16 protein-coding genes are annotated in these 15467 nt (G+C 58.8%); 8 read left to right on the plus strand and 8 right to left on the minus strand.

All coding sequences use genetic code 11. The features are described 5' to 3' along the window. Positions 1 to 286: 286 nt before the first annotated feature. From ACVW0B_RS13035 to hisH, 4 genes are all read right to left on the minus strand, one after another. Positions 287 to 808, minus strand: a complete 522-nt coding sequence (locus tag ACVW0B_RS13035; RefSeq protein WP_414388532.1) for a hypothetical protein — start codon at positions 806 to 808, stop codon at positions 287 to 289. A 221-nt stretch (positions 809 to 1029) separates the two neighbouring features. Next, positions 1030 to 1866 (minus strand): hypothetical protein, encoded by an 837-nt coding sequence (locus ACVW0B_RS13040; protein ID WP_457491892.1) that lies wholly within the window; start codon positions 1864 to 1866, stop codon positions 1030 to 1032. Between the two features lie 187 nt (positions 1867 to 2053). Next, positions 2054 to 2515 (minus strand): EVE domain-containing protein, encoded by a 462-nt coding sequence (locus ACVW0B_RS13045; protein WP_414388527.1) that lies wholly within the window; start codon positions 2513 to 2515, stop codon positions 2054 to 2056. Between the two features lie 6 nt (positions 2516 to 2521). Further along, entirely contained in the window at positions 2522 to 3178 is a 657-nt protein-coding gene (gene hisH, locus ACVW0B_RS13050; protein WP_414328912.1) for an imidazole glycerol phosphate synthase subunit HisH, read from the minus strand. A gap of 68 nt (positions 3179 to 3246) precedes the next feature. Here hisH and hemW point away from each other — a divergent pair, with 68 nt between their 5' ends. After that, on the plus strand, positions 3247 to 4464 hold the full coding sequence (gene hemW / locus ACVW0B_RS13055; RefSeq protein WP_457491893.1) for a radical SAM family heme chaperone HemW: 1218 nt from the start codon (positions 3247 to 3249) through the stop codon (positions 4462 to 4464). 187 nt (positions 4465 to 4651) lie between these two features. On the opposite strand, the gene ACVW0B_RS13060 is transcribed toward hemW, so the two are convergent. Continuing rightward, positions 4652 to 5143, minus strand: coding sequence for a YajQ family cyclic di-GMP-binding protein (locus ACVW0B_RS13060; RefSeq protein ID WP_011432526.1), 492 nt, complete (start codon positions 5141 to 5143; stop codon positions 4652 to 4654). Positions 5144 to 5260: 117 nt separating this feature from the next. On the opposite strand from ACVW0B_RS13060, the gene ACVW0B_RS13065 reads away from it, so the two are divergent. Together ACVW0B_RS13065 and ACVW0B_RS13070 are read left to right on the plus strand one after the other, a co-directional pair. Beyond that, on the plus strand, positions 5261 to 6097 hold the full coding sequence (locus tag ACVW0B_RS13065; protein WP_414328908.1) for an SDR family oxidoreductase: 837 nt from the start codon (positions 5261 to 5263) through the stop codon (positions 6095 to 6097). A gap of 128 nt (positions 6098 to 6225) precedes the next feature. Beyond that, on the plus strand, positions 6226 to 6591 hold the full coding sequence (locus tag ACVW0B_RS13070) for an FHA domain-containing protein (RefSeq protein WP_011432528.1): 366 nt from the start codon (positions 6226 to 6228) through the stop codon (positions 6589 to 6591). Here the strand turns inward: ACVW0B_RS13070 and ACVW0B_RS13075 are convergent. Beyond that, a complete protein-coding gene (locus tag ACVW0B_RS13075) occupies positions 6578 to 7846 on the minus strand; it encodes a lipopolysaccharide biosynthesis protein (RefSeq protein ID WP_457491894.1) in 1269 nt (422 codons plus the stop codon). The genes ACVW0B_RS13070 and ACVW0B_RS13075 overlap by 14 nt on opposite strands. A 47-nt stretch (positions 7847 to 7893) precedes the next feature. Here ACVW0B_RS13075 and mrdA point away from each other — a divergent pair, with 47 nt between their 5' ends. From mrdA to ACVW0B_RS13100, 5 genes are all read left to right on the plus strand, one after another. After that, on the plus strand, positions 7894 to 9873 hold the full coding sequence (gene mrdA, locus ACVW0B_RS13080) for a penicillin-binding protein 2 (RefSeq protein WP_457491895.1): 1980 nt from the start codon (positions 7894 to 7896) through the stop codon (positions 9871 to 9873). A gap of 315 nt (positions 9874 to 10188) precedes the next feature. Then, a complete protein-coding gene (locus ACVW0B_RS13085) occupies positions 10189 to 10494 on the plus strand; it encodes an HU family DNA-binding protein (RefSeq protein ID WP_414332065.1) in 306 nt (101 codons plus the stop codon). A gap of 35 nt (positions 10495 to 10529) precedes the next feature. Continuing rightward, positions 10530 to 11663 (plus strand): threonine-phosphate decarboxylase CobD, encoded by a 1134-nt coding sequence (cobD, locus tag ACVW0B_RS13090; RefSeq protein ID WP_457491896.1) that lies wholly within the window; start codon positions 10530 to 10532, stop codon positions 11661 to 11663. Between the two features lie 25 nt (positions 11664 to 11688). Continuing rightward, positions 11689 to 12348 (plus strand): hypothetical protein, encoded by a 660-nt coding sequence (locus ACVW0B_RS13095; RefSeq protein WP_457491897.1) that lies wholly within the window; start codon positions 11689 to 11691, stop codon positions 12346 to 12348. Positions 12349 to 12630: 282 nt separating this feature from the next. Next, complete coding sequence (locus ACVW0B_RS13100) at positions 12631 to 13512, plus strand: hypothetical protein (RefSeq protein ID WP_457491898.1); 882 nt, start codon at positions 12631 to 12633, stop codon at positions 13510 to 13512. Between the two features lie 9 nt (positions 13513 to 13521). Here ACVW0B_RS13100 and ACVW0B_RS13105 read toward each other — a convergent pair whose 3' ends face one another. Together ACVW0B_RS13105 and purN are read right to left on the minus strand one after the other, a co-directional pair. Beyond that, positions 13522 to 14325, minus strand: a complete 804-nt coding sequence (locus ACVW0B_RS13105) for a PIN domain-containing protein (protein WP_457405732.1) — start codon at positions 14323 to 14325, stop codon at positions 13522 to 13524. 26 nt (positions 14326 to 14351) lie between these two features. Continuing rightward, positions 14352 to 15014 (minus strand): phosphoribosylglycinamide formyltransferase, encoded by a 663-nt coding sequence (gene purN, locus ACVW0B_RS13110; RefSeq protein WP_457474238.1) that lies wholly within the window; start codon positions 15012 to 15014, stop codon positions 14352 to 14354. Positions 15015 to 15467 lie beyond the last annotated feature (453 nt).

The following is a 15467-nucleotide window of genomic DNA, read 5'->3' on the forward strand; positions in this document are numbered from 1 at the left end:
TGAAGACTTCTTTACTACTGATCAATCCATCCTCCTTCCGAAGTTGGTTTGCTAAGTGCTGCTATTGTACCCCTTGAGCCCTTAACAGGCTGTACTCTCCCCTACTTCTTTCCTTAATGCCCTTCTCAATACGAACATGAGACACAACATCGGCCAAGTTTTCTTGAGTAACCCGCTTTTGTAAGTAATTCAGCAACTTTTGGGGTTTGTATCTGGAGGTATGGGTGCGAAAGCCCCAGTAAGTTTGCTCTGACCGAGAAGATTTTTTCGACATAGAGTTATGCCTCTACTCTAGGGAAGCTAATGACAAATCACCCCAACTCAGGATCTTCAAAAAGCGTTCCTGGTGGGCAGTTCCGCCCCGTACTTGGATTTGGTAAGTACCGGGAGGTAAGTCTGCGGGCAAATCCCAAGGCTGGTTGGTAGAGCGATGGTCTTCTGGAAGATATATGCTCCCGGTACGCACTTCAGTTAGAGTCACGGCTACCGTAGGCTGAAACCCGTACACAGTCACCTTTGGCAAGTGACCCTCGAGCCAACCTTGTCCTTGCGGTACCCGTAGCCCTCCACCCAAGGCAATGTGCAGACGATCGCGTGGTTGTAAGGCCTCTTTCAGCTCAGGATGTTGTAAAAACAAACCGTCCCATACCGGCGCCAGCACCTGACATTCTTGGATTTCCCACCAGCCAGAGGTTACTTCAAAGGCAAGCTGGCGATCGCCCTCCCACTGCAGCAGCTTTTCTTCTCGTAGCTGCTGCAAGTCCAACCAGAGTGCTTCCCGAAACAGCACTGTGAAATGACTGCCCAATTTAGGTGCTCCCCAACTAGCCAGCGCACTAGACTCGGGGTTCTCAGGATCGGGCACCAAGACCCAAAAGTCTCGAGCTGGCAGCTGGAGTTCCCGCAAGTGGGCATGATCTCGAATCGGCCATGACTTCCCCGTTGTTAGATCGGCAGCAGAAAGCGGTGCGCCAACAGGGAAAAACCAACCAGAGCGCTCACAACGCAAGCTACCTAGGTTTTCTACGGTCACCTCTCGGCAACTGGCCAACGACGCGGAACTTTGGGGTAAGGGTAGTACTCTGGATTCCCCCACCGATCTTCGGTGCGATACAGCCCTGCAATCAGGCACGTGGGGGGACGTCGGCTAAATTGTTCAGGTTTCGGGCATTGTGCGTCTAACCACTCCTGATGGACGGCTAGGATTTCGGCGCCCAGTACCTCGTGTCGCTGGCGATCGTCCAGCAGCTCTTCCAGATGGCGGTTCAGGTTTTTTTCGCTCGCCAAGTCCACCAGTAACTTAGTTTCGCTGCGGGCGGTAGTCCAGTTTTTCTCGTAAAACAGGCAACAGAGCTTTTGGATGTCCGCTTTCCGCAGCAGGGTTTGGGAAATGGGGTAATTCAAATACCGGCGCGGGCCTTCCCCTGGCTCGGCGGTGGCAATCCATCCCTTTACCTCTAGCCATTGGTTCCACTCCTGCCATAGGCCTTCTTCATCTCCAGCTTTCATCCCAGTGGGACGAGTGTCGCCGCCTACCCCCAATCGTTGACAAAAATGGGTAAAGAAGTCCCTCTCATCCAGCTCCTCATCCCTCACCATGTCGTTGGCGGCGAGCACCATCAGCGCCAAGAAGGCAACTCCTGCTGGTTCGGGCAAGCTTTGGTTTTGCAGAGTTGATAGCTGGACTCGCTGGCCATCTACCACCTGGGCGCGCACGGCTTGGCAAAAGTCCTCAACTGGGCCTAAGCCTAGACTTGCTAAAACTTCTTCATCTACGCTGAGGTAAACTGGCGTACCGTGAGGAACTCCCAGCGTTGCCCATTGAACAATTGCTTGGTTCCAGCGGGCATAGTTGTTGTGCAGCACCACAGTAACCTCGCCCTGGGTTCCTTCCTCAAGCCTAGGCAGGCGTTGAATGCCCAGTTTCCTATTTTTTGAATCCCTTTATGTTTGTTTTAGGTCAAATTGGCAGCAAAACAGAGTCGGCGCTGTAGAGGCTAGCTGCCTCGGAGAGGAAATGGTCGGGCGAGACCGTCGGGAAGCTTACCCCAGATCAAGAGGAGAGGTTTGCCAGTGAGAGCAAGCGCTCCGCAACCTCTGCAGCCACAGGTATCACCGACAGGCGTGTGCCCCGCCGCACCACCTCCAGCTCCTCCGGGGTGAAGGTGGCCCGCAATTTGGCCAAAGGGATCACTCTTTCAAAAGCAGCCAAAAATTGCACCCGCACCGTGTACCACCGGGGATCTGCTGGAGTGGACTTGGGATCGTAGTAGGGGCTGGTCGGATCAAACTGGCTGGGATCCACCACGTGGGTTTCCAGGATCTCCATCAAACCGGCAATTCCGGGTGGCTCGGCATTGGAATGGTAGAAAAAGGCGCGATCCCCAGGCTGCATTGCCTTCAGATAGTTGCGGGCTTGGTAGTTGCGCACGCCATCCCAGAGGGTTTGGCCTTCCCGCTGCAGATCCCAGATGCTGTAAACGCTGGGCTCAGATTTCATCAGCCAGTAGTTCATGGGGCACTAAGCTCTGGGAGCAGATAAAAGGGAGCAACGGGCAGCAAACTCGACAAAGTTTTGCAACATCTGCAAGCCAACAGGGCCCGACTTTTCGGGGTGAAATTGGGTAGCAAACAAGGTGCCGCGGGCAATAGCGGCTACACAGGTTTGGCTGCCGTGTTGGGTGGTAGCAGCCACCCAGCTTGGGTCATTGGGCACTGCGTGGTAGGAGTGGACAAAGTAAACCCAGCTTTGATTCGGGATCCCTGCCCAAAGAGGCGATTGGGGTTGGGTAAGGTGCAACTGGTTCCAGCCCATGTGGGGGATACGCAAGCCCGGCTCCGGTCGAAAGCGCTGCACCCGTCCAGGCACAATGCTCAGCCCTGGCTCTGTTCCCTCTTCGCTGCTTTCGAACAAAACTTGCAGCCCAAGGCAAATGCCTAAAAAAGGCTGTTGCCGCTCCACAGCTTCCCGGATCGCTTTCCCAAAGCCCCGCGCCCGCAGCTGCTGCATGGCTGGGTCAAAGGCCCCATCGCCGGGCAGGACAATGCCGTCAAAAGCCGCTAGTCCAGTTGGCTCTGTTACTAGCTGCACCTCAGCTCCGGCCCGCTCCAGCCCTTTGCAAGCCGAATGCAGATTTCCCGCCTCATAGTCGATCACCGCCAGGCGTACAGTCCCCATGGGATCCCTTCTCGTGAGGAGTTTCGGAGTCTATCAGTATAGTGGTTCTAACCCGTTTGAGCTGACTCATGGCTGTGGCAATTGCTTCGCACGATCCCACTCCGACCGGTACTGCTCCGCAACCCTGTCGCGACCAGGTTGATTGGCCTGAGGCGGCTTACCTGCACATCCCTTTTTGTCGGCAACGCTGCCACTACTGTGATTTTGCCACCGGCCTGGGCACCCGCAAGTTGATGGAAACCTACGTGCAAATGCTCTGCCGGGAGATCGGCGGCGCCTACCGCTACCGCCATCTGGCTGGGGATCCCAGACCGTTGACCAGCATTTTTTTCGGGGGTGGCACCCCTTCTCTGCTGACGGTGGAGCAACTGGGGCGGATCTTGACTCAATTGAGGGAGAGGATCCCGTTTCATCCCGACTGCGAGATTTCTCTGGAGGCCAACCCCGGCACCCTGACGCGGGAGCAGTTGGCGGGCTACCGGGAGCTGGGGGTCAACCGCATCAGCCTAGGGGTACAGGCATTTCAGCCAGAGCTGCTGGCCGCTTGTGGTCGCCTGCATGGAGTGGAGGAAGTTTACGAAGCCGTGGCCGACTTGCAGGCGGCGGGCTTTGAGAATTTCAACCTGGATTTGATCTTTGGGCTGCCCTACCAGACTTTGGAACACTGGCAGCAGTCTCTACGAGCTGTTCTTGAGATTAACCCCACCCATGTCTCCGTCTATGATCTGACGATTGAGCCGGGAACCCGATTTGGCCGGATGTACCGACCGGGAGATGCGCCTTTGCCCACCGAGGAAACCACAGTTGCCATGTACCTAATGGCGCGGGAGCTGCTCACCGAAGCGGGCTACATCCACTACGAAATCTCCAATTTTGCCCGCCCCGGCTACGCCTGTCGCCACAACCGAGTGTACTGGAAAAATCGCCCTTACTTTGGCTTTGGCATGGGATCCGTCGGCTACGAGGGGGGACGGCGCATTCAGCAGCCCAAAACCCTTTACCACTACTTCGAGCAGGTGAAAGTCGGAGTCCACCCTCTCCCTCCTGAAGCATCCCCAGAGGAAGTTTGGATGGATACTTTGATGTTGGGGTTGCGTCTAAAGGAAGGTCTGGATTTGTGCCATTTACAGGAGCGTTTTGGCCACCCAAAGGTCGAGCAAGCTTTGGAGAGGCTGGATCCCTATTTTGAGAAGGGATGGGCCAGTTGTGAGGCAGGCCGGCTACGGCTGATTCCGCCCGATGGCTGGCTATTTTCCAATGAGATTCTCAGAGACTTGCTGGCTTGATTCCGACGGTTACTTTCACAAGATTTCTCACCAGAGCCCCCTATCCCAATTGGCCGAAAACTCAAGCTTTGAGGAGCGTAGGCCATCACCATTTCCAGCAGCCATTAAACCCAACATTTCACAGATCCTGAGATCTCTAATCTTGCAAGAGGGGTTGAGGGGAAAGATACGGAAGCCCAGAGGATCCCTATCGATAGTTGACAAATTGCAGCGCCACCGGGTAGTCCTGCTGCCTAAGCATTTGAATGACCGCCTGTAGCTCGTCTTTATCCTTGCCGGAAACGCGCACCAGATCCCCTTGAATGGCAGGCTGCACTTTCTTAAAGTTGTCGCGGATTTGCTTGGCGATCTGTTTGGCCAGTGTGGCATCAATGCCCTTTTTCAGGTGAACCACCTGGCGCACTCGGTTGCCGCCGGCGCTCTCTGGGGGTTGGAAGTCGAAGATCTTCAGGGATAGACCCCGCTTGGCCGCTTTGGTAAGAAGCAGATCCCGAATGGAGTTGAGGGCCATGTCGTTGGCGGTGGTGATGGTCAGGGATCCCTCCTCCAGCTCAATTTCCGTCTGAGTATCCTTGAGGTCGTAGCGCTGTTTGATCTCCCGTCGGGCTTGATCCACAGCGTTCACCAGTTCCTGCCGATCGAAATCACTGACGATATCAAATGAGTAGGTAGAGGCCATAAACCTTATCTTCGCTATCGTTCAGTATCTTAAGCCCTCAGCCAAGCAGGGATCCCTAACTCTCGGAGAAGCTACAACAGGTAGAGGGATCCCAGTCCAGATTTACGGAGAAGCAGGATGGCCGATGTTGTTTTAATTACAGGCGCCTCTGAAGGCATCGGCAGAGCTACTGCCTTTGCCTTTGCCCGTGGGGGTTACCGATTGGCGCTGGCTGCCCGCACTGCCGAAACCCTGAAGCAAACGGCCATCGACCTGGAGCAAAGCCTAAATGCCGAGGTCTTGGCCGTTCCCACCGATGTCACGCAGCCAGAACAGGTGCAAAACCTGGTGGAGAGAACCCTAGAACGCTATGGCCGCATCGACTGCCTGATCAACAACGCCGGCATCTGCATGAGTGGCCCTTTTTTGCAAACTACCCTGGAACACTGGCAGGCTTTGATGGCGGTCAACTTTTGGGGCTACCTCCACACCATCCGAGCCGTGCTCCCCGACATGTTGAAGCGCAAAAAAGGCCAGATCATCAACGTGGGATCCATTGGCGGCAAAATGCCCCTGCCCCAGATGAGCGCCTATTGTGCCAGCAAGTACGCGGTCAGTGGGCTGACAGAAGCGCTGCGTCTGGAACTGCAACCCCAAGGGATCCAGGTAATTGGCGTCCATCCGGGCATCGTCAGCAGCAATTTCCTCAAGCGAGCCATTTTTCTGGATGAGGTGGGGCCAGAGTCCTCTCCCGATGGCCACTCCCAAACCTCAGGTGGCAAAGCCCGCGAGCAAATGCAACAGGCGCTGGAGAGTTTCTGGGCCAGCCAGCCGGAAGAAGTTGCCGAAGCCATTTGGGATGCCGCTCGCCAGTCCAAGTCAGAGGTGGTGGTGGGCATGGCCCAATGGGCGGTAGGAGCTTACACCCTCTTCCCCGGATGGGTCGGCTCATTGCTCCAGAATGTTCCTCGCTAGCCCACTGGATCGGTCGAGAGTTCTGGGGCGCTGGATGAGCGATTCTGCAGACCCAGCGATAGCAGGAAGAAGGCTAAACTTCGGTATAGTTTGAGGTACGGTTAAACACTGGTATTGACAGCGGAAGTATGGTTGAATCTGTGCCTTCTCCTTCCGGTACCCACCAGCACATCTTGATCGTGGAAGACCGAGATGGCCGCCGTACCCAGGTGCTGGGATCCGCCAAATACTTCATCGGTCGGGACTTGGCGAACGACATCTGTCTAAACTCTCAGTATGCCTCCCGCTACCACGCCATGCTGCTGCGGATTCCCGCCGAGCGAGAGGGAGAATATTGCTACCGCATTTTGGATGGGGATCTGGAAGGTCGCCCCAGCACCAATGGCTTGTTGATCAACGGCCAGAAATTGACCACCCACCAGCTCAAGTCGGGGGATGTGATTACCTTCGGCCCCGATGCCAAGGCCACCTACAAAATCGTTAAGGCGCCCTAGGCCCAGCTCTCTGCAGAGAGCGCAGCTGCCCCCGAATCAACAGCAGCAAGGCCAGCACCAAGGCCACCTCTGACAGCAAGGTTGCCAGGGCCGCCCCTTGCCAGCCCCACCTTGGGATCCAAGCCCCGTTTAACAGCCCATTCAGCCCCAGAGCCAGCAGTTGCAGGCGGCTGCGGGGCCTTTGCAACCCTGCTCCAGTGAGCAGGTGAGATAGCAAAAGGTGGATCCCTTCCAGCAAAATGACCGGGCTGAGCCAGCGCAGGATGAGGGCCGTTTCCCGGTAAGCCGATCCCAGCACCCAAGGGATTCCGTAGGATCCCAGGGCCAGCCCCAGAGCAGCCAAACTGCCGTAGCCCACCACCCAAGGGGAAAGGTGACAGGCGTAGCGCCAGCCTTGTGGGAGTCCTTTTTGGCCTTGGCGGCACAGCTCGGCAAAATGGCTGGTGAGCAGAGCAATCATCGGCGTTTGCGAGAAGTTGATCACCCGATAGGCAGCGCTGTAAAGACCCCCCGCCGCTGCTGAGGCCAAACGGGGCAAGAGCAGCTTATCCAAATCGGTGAAGGTTTTCACCGCGGCCAGCCCCACCGCAAAGTCCCAGCCCGCTATCAGCCGTTCCCGCAGATCTCGCCAGCTCAGGGCCAAGGGGGGAGAAGGCTCGCTCCACCGCCCCATCCCCCTCGCGATCAGCAGCAGCACGACCAACACCATCAGGCCGTACAGAACAGCCCATTGCACCAGGGATCCCCAGCCCAAGGCCACCGCCAGCAATACTGCCCCCAATCGCCCCAGCGCCATGCCGGTGTCGATGAGGGCTACCCCAGCAGCCTGCTCTCTCCCGATCAGGATCCCCCTGTACACCTCTGGCACCGCGATGAACAGCAGATCGCTCAAAAGCAATACCCCCACCACCGCTGCTGGCGTCCCGGCCAGCCAAACGCTCAAGAGGGGCCACAACACCAGCGCCATCCCCCCACAGCCCAATCCCGCCAACCATAAGCTGGGGCCAACCCCCTGGGTGCAAGTCAGGGATCCCTGCCGGCTGAGGCGCTGGATCAGCAGTTCCGATTGGCCCAAATAGCCAAACGGGGCGGCCAGGTTGCTGCAGGCCAAGATGGCAGAGAAAACCCCGAAGGCTTCCGGCCCCAACAGCCGCGCCAAGAGGATGAAATAGGCCCCAGACAACCCCAGGCGCAGGCCATTGCCCACCATCAGCCAGGCAGCCTGGCGTAGCCGCTGTTGTTCTGCTCTATCCACGCTGCCACTCCTGGACGAGGCTTGCCAGAGCCAGGGATACTGGATGGATGCTGAGACTGCCTGCCCGAGAGCGGGCATCTCCTCTCGATTTTGGGTGTATCGGTTGCAATTCTTCTGGCAAGTTCATGGCCAAACTCTACCCCGTCAGCAACGCCGCGCGAAGCCCCAACACCTTGGCAGGACGGGATCCGCAAGCCCTGTTCTCCCCCCATTCCAGACCGCCTGCCCCCCGCCGGGTGCTTCCCCCACCCCCGCCGGGCGGCGGTAGTCCTCGTTGGCTGGGATCCCTGCCGACCAAAACGGTGGGGCAGGGCTATCGGGCCGTTGTCTTGCTCTTGCTGACCAGTCTGCTGCTGTTTGGAGGGCTGGGATCCCGTCTGGCCTACCTGCAGCTAGCGCGCACCCAGTATTACCGCCAGCTGGCCGATACCAACCGCATTCGCCTGTTGCCCCAGCCGCCAGAACGCGGACGCATTGTGGATCGCAACGGCGTATTGCTGGCGGGCAGCCAATTGTCCCACTCGGTCTTCCTCTGGCCTCTGGTGCAGTCGCGGCAGCGCTGGCAGGAGATGATCCCCAAGTTGGCAGAATACTTGAACATCGCCCCTGAGGAGATCGCCCAAAAGCTAGAACAGGCTGGATATCGTTCCCCTTTTCCCGTGCGCATCCTGCGCAACGCCAGCCCCCAGGTGGTCATTCAACTGGAGGAGATGAGCCGCGAGCTGCCGGGAGTGATGGTGGAGGCGGAGACGGTGCGGTTTTATCCCCACGGCGACTTGGCCGCTCATCTGCTGGGCTATACCGGCGAGATCTCCCTAGAGCAACTGCGGGCCGACCCTAGCTATCGCCTGGGGGATATTGTCGGCCTGATGGGAGTGGAGGAATTGTTCGAGAACCATCTGCGCGGCCAATGGGGCGGGCGACAGGTGGAGGTGGACGCCATGGGAGAGGTGCTGCGGGTGCTGGGGGAACAAGCGCCCCAACCGGGCAACACCCTGCAGCTCACTTTGGATGTGCGGCTGCAGCAGGCGGCAGAGCGAGCCCTCGGCCAGCAAAAAGGAGCGGTGATCGCCATGGATCCCAGCGATGGCTCGATCCTGGCCATGGCCAGCTATCCCACCTTTGATCCCAACCTCTTTTCCAGCCGCATCACCCAAGCCCAGTGGGAGAGCCTGCAGCAGCAGGATTTTCCCTTCCTCAACCGCGGCCTGCGGCCCTATCCCCCCGCCAGCACCTACAAAATCATCACCACCGCTGCCGGGATTGAGTCGGGAGCCTTTCCCCCGAATACGGTGCTGCAGACCGGCCCCTACATCCAGGTGGGAGGGTGGCGCTTTTGGGACTGGAACCGGGCCGGCTTCGGGCGGCTGAACTACCGGCAGGCGATGGCCTACAGCAGCGACACCTTTTTCTACCAAATCGCCCTCGGCACCAAGGCTGCCCCTTTGCAAGAATGGTCGCGCCGCTTTGGGTTGGGACAACTGACCGGGATTGGCCTCAAAGGGGAAGCCGCGGGTCTGGTGCCGGATGCTGAGTGGAAGCAGCGCCACTGGCGCGAGCCCTGGTATGTGGGCGACACGGTCAACATGTCCATCGGCCAGGGATTTATTACCGCTACGCCGCTGCAAATGGCGGTGGTAACGGCGGCAGTGGCCAATGGGGGCTGGCGGGTGCGCCCCTTGCTCTCGCACCAGGTGATCCCGGAAAGCCCTGTGCCGCTGCGCCAAAAGGTAGGTCTTTCCCCTGCCACCCTGGAGATCCTGCAGCAGGGGCTGCGAGATGTCGTGGTTTACGGCACTGGCGGCAACGCCAACCTGGGGCCAGGATTTCCCCCAACGGCTGGTAAAACCGGCACCGCAGAGGATCCGCCGCGGCGATCCCACGCTTGGTATGTTGGCTATGCTCCCTACGACCGGCCCGAATTGGTGGTCGTGGTCTTTCTGGAAAACAGCGGCGGTGGGGGTGGATCACGGGCCGCTCCCATCTTTCGAGAGGTGATGCGGGCCTACTTCCGACCCGAGTCGTGAGCCCTAGCTTTCTGTCGGATCCGAGCCAACTGGGTATATGCAGTCTCTTGTCTCCCAGAAAATTGCGTTAAGATCCCCTAGAACCCCTTGCCCAGCAGGCTTCTGCCCTAACTTAGCTGTAGAATATGTCAGTGATTTGGAGCTCAACTGCCACAATCCTGCCATTCGCGCCAGTGGCGCCTTGGCGCATTGCAGGGCAAGCCCCGCTCCCACACACTGAGAACACTCTGGGCCGTGGCCGCTCCGCAACGCCAGAGCGAGTCTGCGATCCGGAGAACGCTCTAACTCTATTGCCTAACTCAAAAGGAGATCAGGATGAACAAGGCAGAACTTGTTGATGCCGTCGCTCATCGCGCCAATGTAACCAAAAAAGAAGCGGAGGCTGTCATTTCCGCCGCACTGGAGATCATTGTCGAAGAGGTCGCATCCCGCGATGAAAACGGTGAACCCAAGGGGAAGGTGACCCTGGTGGGCTTCGGCTCCTTTGAGGCTCGCAAGCGCAAAGAGCGGGAAGGTCGCAACCCGAAAACCAACCAAAAAATGGTGATCCCAGAGAGCATCGTCCCCACTTTTACGGCGGGCAAGTCATTCCGCGAAGCAGTAGCAGGGGGGAAATCTTAATTTCGCCGGGTTGGGACTCGGCTGCTGGGTAGGGCGTGGAGCAGCCTCGACATGGTGGCAATTGGGCTTGGGGAGCAGCAATCGCTGGCTGCTCTCCCCAGGAGATTCTGGATTTTTCGGCCAGCTTGAATCCGCTGGGCCCACCGGAATCGGTCTTGCAAGCTCTGACTCAGGCGCTGTCTGCAGCAGACCCGGTTGTAATCAGCCGCTACCCGGATCCCGACTATCGGGACTTGCGCATCTGTTTGGCCAACCATTGGGCCGTCGATCCTGAGTGGATCTTTGTGGGCAATGGGGCAGCGGAGTTGCTCACCTGGGCGGCCCGGGATGCGCAAGGGCGGGAAGTATGGCTGCCCCAGCCTGCCTTTGGGGAGTATGCACGGGCTCTGCGGGCGGCAGGGGCGACCATCAAGCCGCTGCCTTTTTTCCCCGGCCAGGGATCCCCTAGTTTCGCCTTTCTCCAGGAGCCGCTTCCGGTGGCAGGCAAGGGAAACCGGGTGCTCTGGCTGAACAACCCTCATAACCCGACGGGCTGGCTGATCCCGCAGCAAGATATCCTGCCTCTCCTGCCCCAGTTCGACCGGGTGGTGGTGGACGAGGCTTTTATGGACTTTTTGCCGGGGGAGCCCACCCTGAGCTTAAACTCCAGCCCGTCGGCAATGCCCCGCAGCCAAACCTTGATCCCCCACCTGGCGGCTCACCCCAACACCATCGTCATCCGTTCCCTCACCAAGTTCTTCACACTGCCCGGCTTGCGCATTGGCTTTGCGGTGGGGCACCCGGATCACTGGCAGCGCTGGCGGCAGTGGCGGGATCCCTGGAGCGTCAACGGATTGGCGGGAGTGGCAGTGGCGGCAGCTTTGGCCGATGAGGACTTCCGCCGGCGCACCTTGGCCTGGCTACCCGTGGCCCGAGAGCATTTGTTCAGGGGTTTGCAAGCACTGCCCGGCTGGGATCCCTGGCCTGGTCAAGCCAATTTTGTGTTGGTGCACTGCCCTGGCTCTGCCACGCAAATTCAGCGGGCGCTGCTGCAGCGGCACCGGATTCTGGTGCGGGATTGCCTGAGTTTTCCCGAGCTGGGAGATCGCTACCTGCGCATTGGCCTGCGCACCCTGCCGGAGCAGGAGCAGTTGTTATCCGCCTGCCGGGAGATCCTGGAGAATAGCTAGGGATTTTTCTGCGGGAGAAATTCTCATGCCCGAAGCTACCGCCTTTTGGCCGGAATGCAACGCCCCTATCGTGCGGGGGGTAGCCCACTACAGCGACCTGGAGTTGCTGCGGGCCTTTCAACGGCAGCCGGAGGTGGCGCGCTACTTCATCGGCCTGTTTTGCCGCTACTGCAAGTGGGTGGACGGGATCCTTGCCGAGCATCTGCCGCCAGAGCAATGGGCTGCCTGTCGAGAGCAGGTTTGGTTGCGGCTTTACCCGCGCCTGCAGCGCCTAGATGTCCACAGCCTTGTGGAAGAAGCGGCTGGCGAAGGGGATCCTGTGCTGCGACCCTGGCTGGCGGAGCAAACCCGTGAGCTGATCCAATCCTTGGATGGGATCCCCACCCGCCCTCAAGCTTCTTGCAGTCTCGACTCCACCAGAGGCGGGGCAAAGTCCTCTCTTTCACCGGCACTGGCCTGTTATTTGACCGCCGGTTTGGATACCTTGCCGGGGGATCTGCGCTTCATTCTGCTGCTGCGGGATCGCTTTGGCTGGCCACCGGTTCGCATTGCCGACCAACTCAAGGCTGACGGATATTACCTCGCCCCAGAAGACGTGGATGCCATCGTTGCCTCTGCCCGCCAGATCTTGCTTCAGAACCTACCGACAGATGTGCGTGCCCTCTATCTGGAGGCAAAGCCCTAGAAGACTGCCATAGCCCTGTGGCATGGTGGTTTATGGCAAGGTATGGGGCGCTGGCAATCCTTGTTCCCAAGGTGGGTTCTCCTGTTAGGCTGTTTCCGGCTGTAACAGTGGATCGGCATTGTTTGCTCTCCGACTTTACATCAAGTTGAGTGTGGGCTGTCTATGAGTCCTTCTCCGCTTCCCCCAGACCCTACCCAACCCCTGTCTCCGGCACAGCAGTCCCATTCACATCCAGTTCCTCAACTTGCTCTTCAGGAGGCGCTGAGCCATCTGCATTTGGATGTGCTGAAAGAACTGGAGCGATTCCGCCTCTGGCAGCGTTTGCAGCGCATGGACTCTGTCCCGCCCCCACGAGCAGGTCAGCTTGGGAATACCAGCTCTGTACAGCGCCCTTCACCTGTGCTCATTCAAGAGGTGGTGGAAGACTTGGAAGAGGAAGAGATGCCGCGGCCCTCCGGGGCCTTTTCGCCCCTCTGGGTCTTGCTGCTGTGGGTGCTTTCCTGCGCGGGGATTGGCTTTGGGGTGCGCTGGCTGATCTGGCCGGAAGAACTGTCCCTGCCCCAAAGTGCTGCCAGCAGGGCGGAAGAAGGGATCCCTGCCCAGCTGGATTTGGCCCAGTTGCCCCTGATCCCACTGGAACCGGTGGAAGGGCAGGTGGGAGAGGAGTTCTATTTCGGTGGCTTGGATCCGGATCGGCTGGCGCTGGGCTTGGCGGCCACCCCGGACTGGAAGGACTTGCAGGTGGATCCTCTTCAAGGCGTTCCTAACCTGCTGGACAGCCTGCAGACCGACTTGGCCTTGGCTTCCAAGGAACCCTCTCCCCCCAGCTTGCAAACGGTGGAGCAGTTGGCAGCCAGCCTGGAGCGCCCGTCCCAACCTTCATCGCCTACTTCTGCGGGATCCCAGAACGTGGTGCCCCTAAGCGACAACAGCGTAGACTCTCTGGGGCCGAACCGCGGCGAGGGAACCTTCTTGGTGCTCACTACCTACTCGGGAGATGAGAGCTTGGCACGTGCTCGAGAAGTTTCTGATGGGGCCTTTGTCAAAGATGTGAATGGCCAGAAGTTTGTGCAGTTGGCAGCATTTGAGCAACTGGAGTATGCCCGCTATCATGCGGAAACCCTGAAAAATAAGGGCTTTAACGTTACGATTGCTGAGCAGTAGCTTTGAGGACTACAGATCCCGAATCCAAGGGATCCGAGAGAGAGGTAGCCGCTGCCAGATCCCTTCACTTCCTTCTGGATCGAGCAGGCGCCAGGCCAGCAACCCGGTTGCCGAGAGGAAAACCAGGGCCAGCAACAACGCAAGGGCATTCTGTAGGCTTTTCAAAAAGGGCCAGAGGCGGGCTGTGCTCGGCCCCACCTGAGCAGCTCCAGACCGCTGCCGCGCCTGGGCGGGGGGGTTCCCGGAAGCTGGAGAGGAACTCAAGGGACGGGCAGGTGGAGCGAGGGTAGAGGACGTCAACTGGGCGGCAGGAATGGGTGGCCCTGGTAACCGATTCAAAGCCATAACCACAGCCTGAGGGCGCTGCTGCTGACGCATCCACCGGTTCAGCTCTGCCAGAGAGATGGCACAGAGGTTGTTGAGACCCAGACCCTGAATTCGCCCCACCAAAGGCCGGTCGTTGCTGACCAAAACCACCAGCGTTCCCGGCTGCTGCTGGGCCAGGGCATAGGCGCATTCGGCAATCGCTTCTTCCAAACGTACCCTCATGGACTGATCGCCGGCACCGGCGCCACCCACCAAGGCACGGGCTTCTGAGACGGCAAACCCTAGACTGGGCCAGTGGCGCAAAAACTCGCGGGCTGTCGATTCTTCCTGGGGATCAATAGCCTGCCGGCTCAGGCGTTCTAGCTCGGCCATCACTGCCTGCGGCAGCACACACACCCCAAATCGAGCCCACTCTTGCCATAGAGCCAGACGACCGGCCAGGATCACCGGGCTATCGAAGACGAGGAGAGGCGGGATCTCGGCCATGGGATGCGCCAGCGTTGGACTTAACCTCAATTGTGCAGCTTCCCCGAAGACTTGGGTAGCAGGGATCCCTCTGCCAGGCAGACGCGGATGGCCAGTGGGTAGAGGCGGTGCTCCTGGGTCTGGATGCGCCGGTAAAGGGATTCCACAGTATCTTCGGGCAGAACCGGCACGGCTGCTTGGGCCACGATGGGGCCACTGTCCATTTCCAGGGTGACCCGATGAACGGTGCAGCCGGCGATTTTCACACCGCACTTCAGGGCTTGTTCAACGGCACGCAGGCCCTTGAAACTGGGCAGCAGGCTGGGATGCAGGTTCAAGACGCGATCCGGGTAGGCGGACAACAACACCTGGGTAACCAGGCGCATCCACCCGGCCATGATCACCCATTCCACGTGATGCTGCCAGAGCACCTGGACAATGGCGGCGTCCAGATCTTCGCGACGGGGGTAGTCTCGGTGGTCGAGCAAAACGCAAGGGATCCCTCGCTTTTGGGCCCGCTGCCGCACGTAGGCTTTGGGGTTGTTGGTGATGACCACAGCAATCTGGGCCTGCAGTTCCCCAGCCTCAATGGCTTGGGCAATAGCTTCGAAATTGCTGCCATTGCCGGAAGCCAAAATGCCAAGGATCCCCGGTTGAGAGGGCACTGGGATCCCGTCGGGATCCGGCCAGAGTAAGCTGGGTAGGTTCATGAGCGCTTGGCGGGAAAGTCTGCAGCCCCGCTATTTTAAACCCAGACAGCCTCCCCTCTGGTTCTGGCCGGGTTCAGCTTGAGAGGGATCCAAAAACTTGACCGTCGCCGGCTTTGACAGGCGCACCCGCGCCATCGAGCGCTGCACGGATCAAGCCCAAGAGGAGCTGCGGGAGATGCCTCAAGAAATGCGGAAAATGCAGCAGGAGATCCGCGATCTCTCAAGCTCCTCCAAAAATAGGCCAAGTCGATCAAGTCGATCCCAGCAGTTGAGGCCGGATCTTATGGACTCCGTCCCACTGTGGCGAGCGGCCACCTGATCTAGAGTGGGTCTAGAGTCGGAAAGCATGGGCAGTGGGTGTGAGAGCATGACTCTAGTCAATAATAAGCTCAACTATACTGAAAATAATGTATAATATGTTCAGTACGGATTACTACCAGTTGATCTTTCTGT

This window comes from Thermostichus sp. MS-CIW-23, assembly GCF_054059455.1.

What these genes read in the sequence shown, in the direction of transcription:
- ACVW0B_RS13045 (WP_414388527.1), bottom strand. Translation starts at nt 2,515, where the DNA reads ATGAACTACTGGCTGATGAAATCTGAGCCCAGCGTTTACAGCATCTGG.
- hisH (WP_414328912.1), bottom strand. Translation starts at nt 3,178, where the DNA reads ATGGGGACTGTACGCCTGGCGGTGATCGACTATGAGGCGGGAAATCTG.
- hemW (WP_457491893.1), top strand. Translation starts at nt 3,247, where the DNA reads ATGGCTGTGGCAATTGCTTCGCACGATCCCACTCCGACCGGTACTGCT.
- ACVW0B_RS13060 (WP_011432526.1), bottom strand. Translation starts at nt 5,143, where the DNA reads ATGGCCTCTACCTACTCATTTGATATCGTCAGTGATTTCGATCGGCAG.
- ACVW0B_RS13065 (WP_414328908.1), top strand. Translation starts at nt 5,261, where the DNA reads ATGGCCGATGTTGTTTTAATTACAGGCGCCTCTGAAGGCATCGGCAGA.
- ACVW0B_RS13070 (WP_011432528.1), top strand. Translation starts at nt 6,226, where the DNA reads ATGGTTGAATCTGTGCCTTCTCCTTCCGGTACCCACCAGCACATCTTG.
- mrdA (WP_457491895.1), top strand. Translation starts at nt 7,894, where the DNA reads ATGCTGAGACTGCCTGCCCGAGAGCGGGCATCTCCTCTCGATTTTGGG.
- ACVW0B_RS13085 (WP_414332065.1), top strand. Translation starts at nt 10,189, where the DNA reads ATGAACAAGGCAGAACTTGTTGATGCCGTCGCTCATCGCGCCAATGTA.
- ACVW0B_RS13095 (WP_457491897.1), top strand. Translation starts at nt 11,689, where the DNA reads ATGCCCGAAGCTACCGCCTTTTGGCCGGAATGCAACGCCCCTATCGTG.
- ACVW0B_RS13105 (WP_457405732.1), bottom strand. Translation starts at nt 14,325, where the DNA reads ATGGCCGAGATCCCGCCTCTCCTCGTCTTCGATAGCCCGGTGATCCTG.
- purN (WP_457474238.1), bottom strand. Translation starts at nt 15,014, where the DNA reads ATGAACCTACCCAGCTTACTCTGGCCGGATCCCGACGGGATCCCAGTG.